Source organism: Streptomyces sp. CA189 (assembly GCF_056428985.1).
This window is the reverse complement of record NZ_JBWJVM010000131.1, coordinates 1-14,548: the sequence shown is the minus strand read 5'-3', so window position 1 is coordinate 14,548 and position 14,548 is coordinate 1. Positions and strand designations below refer to the sequence as shown.

Sequence of the window (14,548 nt, the reverse complement as noted above, 5' to 3'; positions counted from 1 at the left end):
GTCCCGTCCCACGTGCCCGCCCGGGACCGCGCCGGGCCCGACCCCGGGGACGACCGCGATGCCCACCAGCACGCCGCGCACCACCGAAAGCGCCACCGACCCCACGAGGCCCGCGAGCCCCGCACCCACCGGGGCCGCCCGGCGCCCCGGACCCACCGGGAACGGGAGCCCCCGCACGGCCGGCAGCGCCGGTGCCGGCACCGGCCCCGGCCGCGGCTCCGCGAGGCCCGCCGGCACCGGCCCCGGCACCACGAGGCCCGGCCGCCGCCACGACCGGCGCCGCCCGCCCACGGGCATCCACCGCGGTCCCCACCACTGGTTCGCCGAGCGGCTGCTCGCCGTCCTCAGCGGGCGCCGCCCCGTGCACTCCCTGATCGGCCACACCATCGGCCCGGCCTACGACCAGCTGATCACCCTCGCCCCCGCCGACCCCCCGCACGAGCGCGCGTACGACGCCCGCCGGCTCAGCCCCGTCCTCCACGGATGCGGCCGCTTCACCCCCGGTCCGGGGGTCATCGAGGCCTTCGCCCGCATCGCGACGGGCGACCGCCTGACGGCGCTGGCCTTCCGCCTGGAACAGGGCCCCGACCTGCGCTGGCGCTGCGCCGCCGTGGAACTCCACGGCCCCCGCCCGTGACACCGCCCACGAACGCCGGCGCTACCCCCGCGGGGCCGCGCCCCGACCCCCAGCGTGGTGTCCGGCCCCGGCGGTGATCCCGCGAACAGCGGGGGGGAGTTACTTCTTGCGGCGACGGCCGCCCGTGGCCTTCGCCGCCTTACGGCGCTCCGCGCGCGTCATCCCGGAGTCGTCACCGGAATCCGATTCGAAGTCGCCCTCGACGACGCCGCCCTCACCGTCCACGGTGGGAGCGGAGAAGTGCAGCCGGTCCGGCCGCTGCGGGGCGTCCAGACCCTTCGCCCGGATCTCCGGCTTGGCGAGCGACGGACCGGAGTCCGAGACGAGGACCTCCTCGACCTGCTGCTCGACCTGGACCTCCAGGTTGAACAGGTAGCCGACGGACTCCTCCTTGATGCCCTCCTGCATGGCGTTGAACATGTCGAAGCCCTCGCGCTGGTACTCGACCAGCGGGTCCTTCTGGGCCATCGCCCGCAGGCCGATGCCCTCCTGCAGGTAGTCCATCTCGTACAGGTGCTCGCGCCACTTGCGGTCCAGCACCGACAGCACCACGCGCCGCTCCAGCTCGCGCATGATGTCCGAGCCGAGCGTGGCCTCGCGGGCCTCGTACTGCTCGTGGATGTCGTCCTTGACGGACTCCGCGATGAACTCGGCGGTGATGCCCGCGCGGTCGCCCGCGGCGTCCTCCAGCTCGTCCACCGTGACCTTGATCGGGTAGAGCTGCCGGAAGGCGTTCCACAGCCGGTCCAGGTCCCACTCCTCCGCGAACCCCTCGACCGTCTCGGCCGTGATGTACGCGTCGATCGTGTCGTCCATCATGTGACGGATCTGCTCCTGGAGGTCCTCGCCCTCCAGGACGCGGCGGCGCTCCTTGTAGATCACCGTGCGCTGGTTGTTGAGGACCTCGTCGTACTTCAGGACGTTCTTGCGCGTCTCGAAGTTCTGGGTCTCCACCTGCGACTGGGCCGAGGCGATGGCCCGCGTGACCATCTTGTTCTCGATCGGCACGTCGTCCGGCACGTTCGCCATCGACATGACGCGCTCGACCATCTGCGCCTTGAACAGCCGCATCAGGTCGTCGCCGAGCGACAGGTAGAAGCGGGACTCGCCCGGGTCGCCCTGTCGGCCGGAGCGGCCGCGCAGCTGGTTGTCGATACGGCGCGACTCGTGGCGCTCGGTGCCCAGCACGTACAGCCCGCCGAGGTCCTTGACCTCCTCGAACTCCGCCTTCACGGCCGCCTCGGCCCGCGTGAGCGCCTCGGGAAGGGCGTGCGCCCACTCCTCGATGTGCTCCTCCGGGTCCAGGCCGCGCTGGCGCAGCTCGGCCTCGGCGAGGTCGTCCGGGTTGCCGCCGAGCTTGATGTCGGTACCACGGCCGGCCATGTTCGTCGCGACCGTGACGGCGCCGCGACGGCCCGCCTGGGCGACGATCGTGGCCTCGCGGTCGTGCTGCTTCGCGTTCAGCACCTCGTGCGGGATGCCGCGCTTGGAGAGCTGCTGCGAGAGGTACTCGGACTTCTCGACCGACGTCGTACCGACGAGGATCGGCTGACCCTTCTCGTGCTTCTCCGCGATGTCGTCGACAACGGCGGAGAACTTCGCGACCTCGGTGCGGTAGATCAGGTCCGCCTGGTCCTTGCGGACCATGTCGCGGTTGGTCGGGATCGGGACGACTCCGAGCTTGTAGATCTGCTGGAACTCGGCGGCCTCGGTCATGGCCGTACCGGTCATGCCCGACAGCTTCGAGTACAGGCGGAAGAAGTTCTGGAGGGTGATCGTGGCGAGGGTCTGATTCTCGTCCTTGATGTCCACCCCTTCCTTCGCCTCGATCGCCTGGTGCATGCCCTCGTTGTAGCGGCGGCCGGCCAGGATGCGGCCGGTGTGCTCGTCGACGATCATGACTTCGCCGTCGATGACGACGTAGTCCTTGTCGTTCTTGAAGAGCTCCTTGGCCTTGATGGCGTTGTTGAGGTAACCGACGAGCGGGGTGTTGACCGACTCGTAGAGGTTCTCGATGCCGAGCCAGTCCTCGACCTTCGCGACACCGGACTCGTGGATGCCGACGGTGCGCTTCTTCTCGTCGACCTCGTAGTCGCCGGTCTCCTCGATGCCCTTGAGGGGCTGGCCGGGCTCGCCCTTGGTCAGGCGCGTGACCAGCTTCGCGAAGTCCGCGTACCACTTGGTGGCCTGGTCGGCCGGGCCCGAGATGATCAGCGGGGTACGGGCCTCGTCGACGAGGATCGAGTCGACCTCGTCGACCACGGCGAAGTTGTGGCCGCGCTGGACGAGCTCGTCCTGCGACCACGCCATGTTGTCGCGGAGGTAGTCGAAGCCGAACTCGTTGTTCGTGCCGTACGTGATGTCGGCGGCGTACTGCTCACGGCGCTGCGCCGGAGACATGTTCGCCAGGATGCACCCGACCTCCAGGCCGAGGAACTTGTGCACCCGGCCCATCATCTCGGAGTCGCGCTCGGCGAGGTAGTCGTTCACCGTGATCAGGTGGACGCCCTTGCCGGACAGCGCGTTCAGGTACGCGGGCAGCGTGCCGACGAGGGTCTTGCCCTCACCGGTCTTCATCTCGGCCACGTAGCCGAGGTGCAGCGCCGCGCCACCCATCATCTGCACGTCGTAGTGACGCTGGCCGAGGACGCGCTTGGCGGCCTCGCGGACCGTCGCGAAGGCCTCGGGCAGCAGGTCGTCCAGGCTCTCGCCGTCCTGGCAGCGCTGCTTGTACTCGTCCGTGAGCGCACGCAAGTCGGCGTCGGAGAGGTTGACGAAGTCCTCTTCGATGGAGTTGACCTGGTCCGCGATGCGGTGCAGTTTTTTGAGGATCTTGCCTTCGCCTGCACGCATGAGCTTGTTGAAGACGGACACCGAGGTTTGTCTCCTTGCCGGTCGGGCCTGGCACTGGTTCGTGCACGGGCACGGAGGGTGGGCCCCACCGCAACGGCCATCGTAAGCGAGGACGCGGTCGCGTCGGGAGGTCCGCACTGCCGCGGGGCTGGACTGCCCGGAAATGAGAACGTGTGAGGGGCACCGAAGGTGCCGGTATGGGCGGACACTCTTCCGCGAATCCGCTTCGCCGCCGCCTTCCTCCCAGAGCAGAATCCCCCCATGGATCCGATCACGCTGACCACCGAGCGCCTCGTCCTGCGCCCCCACCGCCCCTCGGACACCGACGAGGTGTACGCGGCCTGCCAGGACCCGGCGATCCAGCGCTGGATCCCCGTACCCGTCCCGTACGGTCGCGCGGACGCCGAGTCCTACGTGGCCAAGGTCCCGGCGGGGTGGCGCGAGGACTCCGAGTACGCCTTCGCGGTCCGCCTCGGCGGCGACGGCCCGCTGGTCGCCACCATCGGAGTCATGCGGCGCGACCCGAGCGCGCACGAGGTCGGCTTCTGGACCGCCCCGGGACACCGCCGCCGCGGCTACCTGGCCGAGGCCCTGCCCGCCGTGGCCCGCTGGGCCTTCACGGAGGCCGGCTGCGTACGGCTGATCTGGCGCGCCGGCGTCGGCAACGACGCCTCCCGCGCCGCAGCGGAGAAGGCGGGCTTCGTCATCGAGGGCGTCCAGCGCGCGGGCATCGAAATCCGCGAGACCCTGCGGGACTGCTGGACCGGCGCCCTGCTCCCCTCGGACCTGGGCCTCGGCTCCCGCCTCCCGTACCTGCCCTCGCCTGTCAGTGCCACGTCCTAGGGTTCCGCCATGACGCCCGCTCCCGTGCCCTCGCCCACACCGACCCTGTCCCTGTCCGCCGACGAGGCCCGCCGCATCGCCCTGCGCGCGCAGGGCTTCCTGGGCGCTCCGGACCGGCGCGGCGGCGTCCGCGGCGTCCTGCGCCACCTGGGCGCCGTCCAGCTCGACACGATCTCCGTCCTGGCCCGCTCCCACGAGCTCGTCGCGTACGCGCGCCTCGGCGCGGTCGGCCGCTCCGCCGTCGAGGCCTCGTACTGGTCGGAGAACCACGCCTTCGAGTACTGGTCGCACGCGGCCTGCATCCTGCCGATCGAGGAATGGCCGCACTTCGCCTTCCGCCGCCGGGCCAACAAGGTCCGCGGCCACCGCTGGCACATCCTGGAGGACAAGCGCTCCTCGACGAAGACGGTCCTGGACCGCCTCGCCGCCGAAGGCCCTCTGACCTCGACCGAACTGGGCGGCGCCAAGAACGGCGGCGAATGGTTCGAGTGGTCCGAGACGAAGATCGCGGTGGAGTGGCTCCTCGACATCGGCGAGGTGGTCTGCACCGAACGGCGCGGCTGGAAGAGGGTCTACGACCTCCCCGAGCGGGCCGTCCCGGAGCCGCTGCTCCACGACGACCTGGACGACCGCGAGTGCAAGCGCCGCCTGGTGGCCCTCGCGGGGCAGTCCCTTGGCGTCGGCACCCGTTCCGACATCGCGGACTACCACCGCCTCAAGGGCCCCGACTTCGACGCGGTGGTCGAGGACAGCGGCCTGGTCCCGGTGGAGGTGGAAGGCTGGGGAAAGCCGGCCTGGGCAGACCCCTCGGCCCTTTCCCCCCTCCCCCGGGGCCGCCACCGCACGACGCTCCTCTCCCCCTTCGACTCCCTGGTCTGGGAACGCCCGCGCACGGAGCGGATCTTCGGCTTCACCCACCGCCTGGAGGCGTACGTCCCCAAGCCCCGGCGGATCCACGGCTACTTCGCGATGCCCCTGCTGACCGGAGGCCGCCTCCAGGGCCGCGTGGACCCGGCCCGCGAGGGCACCACCCTGGTGGCCCGCCAGCTCTCCCTGACCACCCCGAAAGCAGCCCGCCCCATGGCCGAAGCCCTCCGCGAGGCCGCCTCCTGGGTCGGCTGCGACACGATCCGCATCGACCGAGCAACTTCCCCCGCGGAAGCGAAAGCGGTAACAGCGGAACTCTCCACCCTCTGACCCCCGGCCTCGCCAACGCCAGTTCCACCGGCCAACTCCAGCCTTTCCGGCGGCCAAATCCAGCCCCGCCGGCGTTTGAGGCGCGGGGTCTGGGGCGGAGCCCCAGGATCTTTCAGCCGTCCGGCGTTTGAGGACCGGGGTCCGGGGCGGAGCCCCAGGGGGTCCGGGCGCACCCCGCACCCCCTCCAGCCCGTCCGGCGTTTGAGGACCGGGTCAGGGCAGAGCCCTGGGAACGGAGGAAGGGAGGGTAGGGGACAGCCCCGCAGGGCCACCCACCCGCACCCGAGACCGGGCCGGATACCTCGGCACCTGCCTACCGGATCTCGAGGATCTTCTCCCGCATCGCGTACACCACCGCCTCCATCCTGGAGTGCAACTGCAGCTTCTCCAGAATGTTCCGCACGTGGTTCTTCACCGTGTTCTCGGAGATGAACAACTCCTTCGCGATATCGCGGTTGTTCATCCCGGTGGCCACCAGCTTCAAGACCTCGAGCTCCCGATCCGTCAGCCGCGGCGCCGGCACCAACCGCCGCTCGTCCGTCCGCTGGATCATCGACTTGAACTCGGTCAGCAGCTTCGACGCCATCGACGGACTGATCTGCGACTGCCCGTCGGCCACCGCCCGGATCGCCGTAGCGACCTCGTCCGTCGAGATCTCCTTCAGCAGGTACCCGGTCGCCCCCGCCTTGATCGCGTCGTAGAGGTCCGCCTCCTCGTCGCTGATCGTCAGCATGATGATCTTCGCGGAGGGCGCCACCTCCTTGATCGAGGTACACGCCTCGATCCCACCCCGCCGAGGCATCCGCACGTCCATCAGCACGATGTCCGGCAGCAGATCCGCCGCCTTGTCCACGGCCTCCGCCCCGTCACCCGCCTCGCCGACGACCTGGATGTCCTCCTCCTGCGCGAGGACGATCTCCAGCCCGCGCCGGAACAGCGCATGGTCGTCGACCACGAGCACCCGGATCGGCTCTGCCACCCGGTCCTCCTCACGGCAGCCCGCACCGTCGTCATCGCGCACCGGCCCGAAGCTGTCCGCCATCGTTCCTCCCCCTGCACCACGGTGCTGAGCTGCTGGGTCAATCCGACGAGAGCGGCCGCCGGCTGACTGCCCGACATGATTCCATGCCCACGTGACCGAACGGAGGCCGACGATTACAGGCCGACCCATACAAGCCACCGTTTCGCAGCCGTCACCTCACACGAGTGCCCCCGCGCCCGCCTGGGCGAACGCGGGGGCACCACACTGGCACCACACGGACATCCGGATCCAGCCCGGAATCAGTCCGGAATCAGCGGCTCACCCTCCGAGCGCGCCGCCCGCTCCCGCACCGTCGAGCTCACCGGAGCTGGAGGCGGCGTCGGAGGAGTCGAGGTGGATCACGCCGTAGTCGTAACCGTGGCGCCGGTAGACGACGCTCGGCATCTTGGTGTCGGAATCGACGAACAGGTAGAAGTCGTGACCGACCAGTTCCATCTCGTAGAGGGCCTGGTCGAGCGACATGGGTGCGGCCGCATGGGTCTTCTCGCGAACGATGAGCGGGCCGTCGCCCTGCACTTCCAGCGATCCGATCCGGGTGGTCGGAATCGCGTCCGCGCCCGCCTTCTCTCCATTGACCGGCTCGCCGTTGCCGTTCAGGGTCGCGGCGTTCGGAACCACGTCGGCGACCTCGGCCGCCGAGAGCCGTCCGGTACCACGACGGGTGTGGCGCTTGTCGTGCTGCTTGCGCAGCCGGGCCTCCAGCTTGTCCTGAGCGAGGTCGAGCGCCGCGTACGCGTCGGCGGCGGAAGCCTCGGCACGAATCACCGGGCCCCGCGAACGCAGGGTGATCTCCACGCGGTCGGAACGGTCGGCCTGGCGCGGGTTGTGCTCCTTGGACACCTCGACGTCCAAGCTGATCACCTTGGCGTCGAGCTTCTGGATCCGCTCCGGATTCAGCTTCTCGGCCACGTGCTTGCGGAACCGGTCGGGCACCTCGGTCTTACGGCCCTTGACGACGATGTCCACGCAGAACTCCGTTCCCGGATAGCTCCGCCTCAGGGGCGAAGCGTCTCCCTTTCGCACCAGACCCCGGTGAACACCGGAGCCTCGGACTTGGCGACTTCCACCTCCTCCTCCCCCATCGGCAAGATCTACACCCCACCGACTTCGGAGTCGAGGGACAACCTCTGACACGAAGTTTCCGAAACGTCACGACGCTCGAAACCTGCGCTCCGATGCGTGGGGCCCAAGGTTCGCCAATTCCTTACAACCGAACATATCCCTCTATGCCGGTTGTCGGCACCCGCTACCGGAACGTACCTCCGTTCAGGTGGCCGTTCCCTCTTACTACCTGCAACGATGCGCCTTCCCTTCCAGTTCCAAATCTATTCACAAGTTTTTTGCTCTGTACGAGTTGCGCCCGTACCGGGACGCACGAAGGAGTCCGCCGGCGCGGCCACCACAGCGGCCACCAGAGCCCCCGCCGGGGCCGCCCCGCCCGGCACCCCGATCCCGGCCTCGCGCAGCGCCCGCGCCGCCTCCGCCAGGGTGGATCCGGTGGTGACGACGTCGTCCACGAGCACGATCCGGGCCGCCCCCGCCGTCACCCGCCCGGCCCCGGGCCGCGCCTGCAGGGCTCCCGCGAGGTTCTCCCGGCGCTGCGCCGCCCCCAGGCCCGCCTGGTCGGCCACCGCCCGCCGCAGCCGCAGTACGGGCGCCACGCGCGCGGGCACGCCCTCCCGCCGCAGCCGCGCCGAGGCGGCCAGCGCGATCCTGCGCGCCGGGTCGTGCCCGCGCGCCCGCACCCGGTGCCGCGCGGAGGGCACGGGAACCAGGGCCACGCCTCCGTCCCGCGCCGCGCCCCCGGCCGCGCCCACCCCGGCCGCGCGGACCGCGGCCGCCAGGGCCGCGCCGAGGACGCCGGCCAGCGGCAGCGCGCCGCGCTCCTTGTGGGCCAGTACGACGGCCCGTACGGCCTCCCGGTACGCGGTGGCCGCATAGACCGCGGGCAGCCCCGCGGGGCACGGAGACGGCCGTACCGGGCCCGCCCCGGCCCCGCTGAGCGCCGACCGGCAGGCTCCGCACAGCACCGCGCGGCCGGCCCCGCAGCCGGCGCACCCGACCGGCAGCACCAGCCCGGCGAGCTCACCGGTGAGCCCGCCCGCCCGCCCCCGCCACCACTCCCGCATGACGTCCACTCTGCCGGGCGCGGACAGCACTCCACCACCCCTGTGGACAACCACGGAAAGGGCAGGTCACACGGGCCCTGGACCGCACCGCCCCGGTCGGCCGGCCGTCAGCCCGGGTAGACCGGAGCCCGCCCGCCGGCCACCACCGTGCGCCACTGCGCCCCCGGCGGCAGCCATACGATGCCGTCCTCCAACGACTCGGCGACCACGGGCTTCTTCTCGTCCTCGCTCGCGGCGACCGCCACCAGCCCGGTGGCCCCGGGCAGCCCGGCCCCGACCATCGATCCGTCGGCCAGCATGTAGCGGGCCTGCACGACCCCGCCGCTCTCCCGGCCCACCACCAGCAGCCGGCCGCGCGGCGCCCAGCTCATCGCCGTCACGTCCGCGAGCTGCGGAGCGGCCGGGCGCAGCTCGCGCACCGAGACCGCCGAGGCGTCGCCCTTTCCGTCGGGGCGCTCGATCCGCCCCATGTACAGGTACTTGCGGCTCTCCCGCTGCACCAGCAGAGCCATCCGCACCCCGTCGGGCGAGGCCTTCAGCCCCGTGATCCGCCCGCCGGCCAGCCCGGACACCTCGACCCGTTCGGGGGTCCCGGTGCCGCCGGGCAGCCGCCACAGCGTCGGGTCCTGAAGGTCGGTGTCCGCGACCCACAGATCGCCCGCCGCGTCCCAGGTCGGGGTGGTGAGCCCGTTGGGCTTGGCCCCCTTGGCGGTCAGCAGCGGCTGCGGAATCACTCCGGCCGTGGTCAGGTTGACCACGTGCAGCCCGTGCCCGTCCTCGGAGACGACCGCGGCACGCTTCTCGTCGTAGGACACGGCGGCGGAGCCCACCTTGAAGGCCGGGTTCCCGGCCAGCGGCCCGGGGGCCGGTGTCGGCGGGTCCTGCTGCTCCTCGCGGTTGGGGTCCAGGTTCAACCGCTGCAGCCGGTTCTCTGCGTCCACGTAGTACTGGTGGCCGGGCGAGAGCGGCCGGTTGGCGAGCACGGCCGCGGCCGCCTCGGCCACCTGGCAGCGCGTGGTGCCGTCGGAGCGCACGATGTCGACCCGGTCGACCCGGGAACCCGTCAGATCCTTGACCGTGTACAGGAGTTGGGTCGCCATCCGCTGGCACTGCGGCTCCGCGACATCGTCCGCGTTCTTGTTCAGGGGCACGCGCAGCGTGTTCTGGCCGTCGATCGCAAGGGACTTGGTGCCCTCGCGCAGCTCGGTCCCGGTCGGGAAGCTGGAGGTGACCACCGGCCCGAGCCACTTGGACGGGCCGGCCAGCAGCGAGGTGACGGTCTGGGTGGTGGGGTCCATCCGGGAGTCGGGGTCGCTGCGCTGGCGCACGTAGACGGGGTCGGCGACGAGCGTGGCGCCCGCGAAGTAGTACTTGTTGACCGGCATGTAGATGCGCTGGAAGTCGGATTCGCTGAGGACCAGGCTGCTGGGCGGGGTCGCGATCCGCCACTGCTTGTCCTCCTGCGTGAGCTGCAGGAACTCCTCGTAGCGCCGGTCGCCGGTCTCCGGCTGGTACGCGCTGCGCTCGTCCACCGTGGCCAGCGTCTTGCCCGCGACCTTGAACCGGGGGGCCGCCGGGTCCTTCTCGCCCTGTACGGAGAACCGGTCGAGGCCGGAGGAGAGCACGGTGACGGCCGCGCCGGGCTTCCACTTCGCCGCCGCTTCCTTGGTGAGGTACTTGCGGGCGGTCTGGAGCTGCGGATCATCGCTCGTCATGGCCTCCAGGAAGCCGTCGACGATCTCCTGCGGGCTGGCCTTGTCGGCCGGCGGCACGCCGAAGACGCGGACCTGTGAGTCGACCCCCTGGGAGGCCTCCACCGGGCGGATCTCGCCGTGGTCGGGCATGGAGGCGCAGCCGGCGAGCAGCAGCCCGGCCGCGCCGAAGACGAAGGCCCTGAGGGCGCGCGGCGTGCGCCGGCGCGACCGGCCCGGCTCAGCGCCCATGCGATCCACCCGCTCCACCGCTCCCACCGGCTCCACTCGCTCCACCCGTCCCACCCGTCCCGCCCTCTCGGTCCGAGTCCGTTGCCCCGGCGGCTCCGCCCGGCCGGGTCACGACCCGCGCCCCGCTGCCCGGCAGCGCCGTCGGGTCGGCCGGTACCGGCATCGCGCCCGCGACCGGGGACCTCGGCGGTATCGGCGACCGGTCGGTGCGCTCCGCCTGCTGTGCCTGCTGCGCCCGCTGCCCGGCCGCCGTGGAGCCCTCCGCGGCGGCCCTGGCCCGGTTGGCCCGGGAGTCCTCGGGCTCCAGCGGGATCGGCGATCCTCGCAGCGGCTCGTCGGCCGTGCGCGGCAGCGTCAGGCGGAACTGCGAGCCGCCGCCGGGCTCGCCCCACGCCTGGAGCCAGCCTCCGTGCAGCCGGGCGTCCTCGACGGCGATGGACAGGCCGAGGCCGGTACCGCCGGTCGTGCGCGCCCGCGCCGGGTCCGCCCGCCAGAAGCGGTTGAAGACGCGGGTGGCCTCGCCGGGCTTGAGCCCGACCCCGTAGTCCCGTACGGCCACGGCGACGGCCCCGCCCGCCGAGGCGAGCCGGACGACCACGTCGCGGCCCTCGCCGTGCTCGACGGCGTTGACGACCAGGTTGCGCAGGACCCGCTCCACGCGCCGGGGGTCGGCCTCGGCTATCACCGGCTGGGTGTCCCCGAGGACGCGGATCCGGGTGTTCTTGTGCTCGGCCAGCGGCTCGGCCGCGTCGATGACCCGGTGGACGACGTCCCGCAGGTCGATCGGTTCCGCCTCCAGGGCGGCCGCGCCCGCGTCGAACCGGCTGATCTCCAGCAGGTCGGCGAGGAGGGACTCGAACCGGTCGAGCTGTCCGGCCAGCAGCTCGGCGGAGCGTGCGGTGATCGGATCGAAGTCGGCGCGGGCGTCGTGGATGACGTCCGCCGCCATCCGTACCGTCGTGAGCGGGGTCCGCAGCTCGTGGGAGACGTCCGAGACGAAGCGGCGCTGCAGCCGGGAGAGGTCCTCCAGCTGCTGGATCTTGTTCTGGAGGTTCTGGGCCATTTTGTTGAAGGCCTCGCCCAGACGGGCGATGTCGTCCTCGCCGGTGACCTTCATGCGCTCCTGGAGCCGCCCCGCCGAGAGCCGCTCGGCGATCCCCGCGGCCATCCGTACGGGGGTGACGACCTGGCGCACGACGAGCCAGGCGATCCCGCCGAGGAGGACCACGACGAAGAGCCCGGCGGTGGCGATGGTGACCTTGACCAGGTTGAGGGACTCCTCCTCCTGGGTGAGCGGGAAGAGGTAGTACAGGTCGTACGGGTCGCCGTTGATGTCGGTGAGCCGCTTGCCGATGACGAGCGCGGGCTCGGGCAGCTTGTCCCCGGCGTCGGTGTAGCGGATCTGCGAGAAGGTCTTGAAGGCGCCGGTCGCGTGGTTGACGCTGCGGCGCAGCCCCAGCGGGACGCTGGCGGTCGGGTCCACGTTGCCGGAGGCACGGGCCCCGCGGACGCCGAGGGCGCCGCGTACGGCCGGCTCTTCCTCGCCGGTCCCGGTGCCGGCGCCCAGCGCCGCCACCTCGAAGGCGCTCTGCCCGCCACTGGCGAGCTGTTTGACCAGCGAGTTCATCCAGGTGCTGGCGTCCCGGCCGACCTTGTTGTCGGAGGCGTCGGGCCCGTCCGCCGTATAGGGCGTGTTGGCCTTCTCCTGTGCGACCGCGAAACCGCCGGCGGCCTGGCTCTGCGCGGCCTCCTCCTTGGCGTCGAGGAGGCCCTTGCTGACCTGCGCGATGACCACGAACCCGAGGGCGAGGACCACGGCGAGGGAGATCAGCAGGGTGGCGGCCACCACCCGGAGCTGGATGTTGCGCCGCCACAGCCGGACAGTCGGAAGCAGCGGCCGGCGTACGAGGCGTACGAACAGCCGCAGCACGGGGCCGCCGGGCGCTCCTTCCCGGAGCAGCCGGCCGCCCCGCAGCGCTCCCCGGCGGGAGCGGCCACGGGGCTCGCCGGGTGTCATGTCAGCTCGGTCCGGCCTTGTAGCCGACCCCGCGCACGGTCACGACGATCTCGGGGCGCTCCGGGTCCTTCTCGACCTTGGAGCGCAGCCGCTGGACGTGCACGTTGACCAGGCGGGTGTCCGCCGCGTGGCGGTAGCCCCAGACCTGCTCCAGGAGCACCTCGCGGGTGAAGACCTGCCAGGGCTTGCGGGCGAGGGCGACCAGGAGGTCGAACTCCAGCGGGGTCAGGGCGATCGAGGCGCCCTCCCGCTTGACCGAGTGCCCGGCCACGTCGATGACCAGGTCACCGATGGTGAGCTGCTCGGGCGCGGGCTCCTCCGAGCGGCGCAGGCGGGCGCGGATGCGCGCCACCAGCTCCTTCGGCTTGAACGGCTTGACGATGTAGTCGTCGGCCCCGGACTCCAGGCCCACGACCACGTCCACGGTGTCGCTCTTGGCGGTGAGCATGACGATCGGTACGCCCGACTCGGCGCGGATCAGTCTGCACACCTCTATGCCGTCCCTACCGGGCAGCATGAGGTCGAGCAGCACGAGATCCGGCTTCGCCTCCCGGAAGGCAGCCAGTGCCTTGTCGCCGTCCGCTACGAACGACGGCTCAAAACCTTCTCCACGCAGCACAATGCCGAGCATCTCGGCCAGCGCGGTGTCGTCGTCGACGACAAGGACGCGTCCCTTCATGGTTGACATCATCCCATTAGCTAATCGTTACCCGGCGGTGAGCTGTCCCACAGCCAAAGGGGCTGGAAATCGCCCCTCGGACCTGCGTGGAGATCAGGGCGCCCAGTGTGCCCCGGATCCGTCCGCCATACGAAGGCGCGAACGTTCCGGTCTCAGGAGGCGGCTGGTCCGTTGGGGACGGCTGGTCCGTTCGAGGTTGTCACATGGCACGATGGCAGCCGGACCAAGCGCCCGCACCCCGCGTGCACGTGAAGGAGCGACGATGAACGACTCTCCGGGCTGGGCTACGCCCGGATCCTCCCCGTCCGAGGGTGAGGGCTCCCACGGTACGCAGCCGCCCGCGGGCGGATCCGGCGACTCCAAGTGGTCCGCCGAGCAGCCGCCCCCCGGCCAGTGGTCCAGCCCGACCCCGGGCCAGACCCCGCCGAACCCTCAGCAGCAGCCGCCCGCGGCTCCGCGGCCGGGCACGGGCTGGGGTTCGAACGGCGGCGGCTACCCGTCCCCGAGCGGCGGCCAGGGCGGCTGGGGCAACCACACCCAGGCCGTGAAGCCCGGCGTGATCCCGCTGCGGCCGCTCGCCATGGGCGAGATCCTCGACGGGGCCGTCACCACCATGCGCAAGCACTGGCGCGCGGTGCTGCCGATCACCCTGGCCGTGGCCGTCGTCGTACAGATCGCCAGCGTGCTCATCGAGAAGTACGCGTTCGGCGACCTCGTACTGGACCAGTCGGGCGACGCGCCCCTGGACGAGCAGATCGACGCCCTCGGCTCCTTCATGGGCCTGACCGCGGCGAACGGGTTCATCCAGCTCATCGGAGCCATCGTGGCCACCGCGATGCTCACCATGATCTTCAGCCGCGCGGTGCTCGGCCAGGGCTCCTCGATCGGCACCGCCTGGCGCGAGGCCCGCCCGCAGCTCGCCCGGCTGTTCGGCCTGACCCTCCTGCTGGGGGTCGGCGCGGCCCTCCTCTTCACCGTGCTGGTCCTGCCCGGCGCCCTCGCCGGACAGGACGGCCTCGCCGTCCTCGGCGGCCTGATCGCCCTGGGCCTGATCCTCTGGCTCTGGATCAGGTTCTCCCTGGCCTCGCCCGCGCTGATGCTGGAGAAGGCGACGGTACGCAAGTCCCTCGCCCGCTCCTCGAAGCTGGTCAACGGCTCCTGGTGGCGGATCTTCGGCATCACCCTCCTGACGAACATCATCACCGGCT

11 protein-coding genes are annotated in these 14,548 nt (G+C 71.4%); 4 read left to right on the top strand and 7 right to left on the bottom strand.

Annotated elements, in window-relative coordinates; translation table 11 throughout:
* Positions 1 to 637 (top strand): Rv3235 family protein (locus AC061S_RS43135; protein ID WP_478691351.1); only part of this gene is annotated, 637 nt, incomplete at its 5' end.
* Positions 638 to 736: 99 nt separating this feature from the next.
* Here AC061S_RS43135 and secA read toward each other — a convergent pair.
* Positions 737 to 3,511 (bottom strand): preprotein translocase subunit SecA, encoded by a 2,775-nt coding sequence (gene secA / locus AC061S_RS43130; protein WP_478691350.1) that lies wholly within the window; start codon positions 3,509 to 3,511, stop codon positions 737 to 739.
* A gap of 240 nt (positions 3,512 to 3,751) precedes the next feature.
* On the opposite strand from secA, the gene AC061S_RS43125 reads away from it, so the two are divergent.
* Positions 3,752 to 4,333: a GNAT family N-acetyltransferase gene (locus AC061S_RS43125; RefSeq protein WP_478691349.1), complete on the top strand. Its 582-nt coding sequence runs from the start codon at positions 3,752 to 3,754 to the stop codon at positions 4,331 to 4,333.
* A gap of 9 nt (positions 4,334 to 4,342) precedes the next feature.
* Positions 4,343 to 5,530 carry a winged helix-turn-helix domain-containing protein gene (locus AC061S_RS43120; RefSeq protein ID WP_478691348.1) on the top strand — a complete coding sequence of 396 codons (1,188 nt, stop codon included), beginning with the start codon at positions 4,343 to 4,345 and terminating at the stop codon, positions 5,528 to 5,530.
* Between the two features lie 313 nt (positions 5,531 to 5,843).
* Here the strand turns inward: AC061S_RS43120 and AC061S_RS43115 are convergent, their stop codons facing one another.
* The 6 genes from AC061S_RS43115 to mtrA form a co-directional block, all read right to left on the bottom strand.
* The gene (locus AC061S_RS43115) at positions 5,844 to 6,572 is read right to left on the bottom strand and encodes a response regulator (RefSeq protein WP_478691347.1); all 729 of its coding nucleotides are present in this window, start codon (positions 6,570 to 6,572) and stop codon (positions 5,844 to 5,846) included.
* Between the two features lie 258 nt (positions 6,573 to 6,830).
* A complete protein-coding gene (gene hpf, locus AC061S_RS43110; protein WP_478691346.1) occupies positions 6,831 to 7,538 on the bottom strand; it encodes a ribosome hibernation-promoting factor, HPF/YfiA family in 708 nt (235 codons plus the stop codon).
* A 359-nt stretch (positions 7,539 to 7,897) separates the two neighbouring features.
* Positions 7,898 to 8,701, bottom strand: a complete 804-nt coding sequence (locus AC061S_RS43105; RefSeq protein WP_478691345.1) for a ComF family protein — start codon at positions 8,699 to 8,701, stop codon at positions 7,898 to 7,900.
* A gap of 107 nt (positions 8,702 to 8,808) precedes the next feature.
* On the bottom strand, positions 8,809 to 10,644 hold the full coding sequence (locus AC061S_RS43100; protein WP_478691344.1) for an LpqB family beta-propeller domain-containing protein: 1,836 nt from the start codon (positions 10,642 to 10,644) through the stop codon (positions 8,809 to 8,811).
* Positions 10,634 to 12,661: an MtrAB system histidine kinase MtrB gene (mtrB, locus tag AC061S_RS43095; RefSeq protein WP_478691343.1), complete on the bottom strand. Its 2,028-nt coding sequence runs from the start codon at positions 12,659 to 12,661 to the stop codon at positions 10,634 to 10,636. Before mtrB ends, AC061S_RS43100 begins: the two co-directional genes overlap by 11 nt.
* Position 12,662: 1 nt before the next feature.
* Positions 12,663 to 13,352, bottom strand: coding sequence for a two-component system response regulator MtrA (gene mtrA / locus AC061S_RS43090; RefSeq protein ID WP_274552971.1), 690 nt, complete (start codon positions 13,350 to 13,352; stop codon positions 12,663 to 12,665).
* Positions 13,353 to 13,602: 250 nt separating this feature from the next.
* Between mtrA and AC061S_RS43085 the strand changes: the two genes are divergently transcribed.
* A partial coding sequence (locus AC061S_RS43085) for a hypothetical protein (RefSeq protein ID WP_478691342.1) occupies positions 13,603 to 14,548 on the top strand: 946 nt, incomplete at its 3' end.

What these genes read in the sequence shown, in the direction of transcription:
- AC061S_RS43125 (WP_478691349.1), top strand. Translation starts at nt 3,752, where the DNA reads ATGGATCCGATCACGCTGACCACCGAGCGCCTCGTCCTGCGCCCCCAC.
- AC061S_RS43120 (WP_478691348.1), top strand. Translation starts at nt 4,343, where the DNA reads ATGACGCCCGCTCCCGTGCCCTCGCCCACACCGACCCTGTCCCTGTCC.
- AC061S_RS43115 (WP_478691347.1), bottom strand. Translation starts at nt 6,572, where the DNA reads ATGGCGGACAGCTTCGGGCCGGTGCGCGATGACGACGGTGCGGGCTGC.
- AC061S_RS43105 (WP_478691345.1), bottom strand. Translation starts at nt 8,701, where the DNA reads ATGCGGGAGTGGTGGCGGGGGCGGGCGGGCGGGCTCACCGGTGAGCTC.
- AC061S_RS43100 (WP_478691344.1), bottom strand. Translation starts at nt 10,644, where the DNA reads ATGGGCGCTGAGCCGGGCCGGTCGCGCCGGCGCACGCCGCGCGCCCTC.
- mtrB (WP_478691343.1), bottom strand. Translation starts at nt 12,661, where the DNA reads ATGACACCCGGCGAGCCCCGTGGCCGCTCCCGCCGGGGAGCGCTGCGG.
- mtrA (WP_274552971.1), bottom strand. Translation starts at nt 13,352, where the DNA reads ATGATGTCAACCATGAAGGGACGCGTCCTTGTCGTCGACGACGACACC.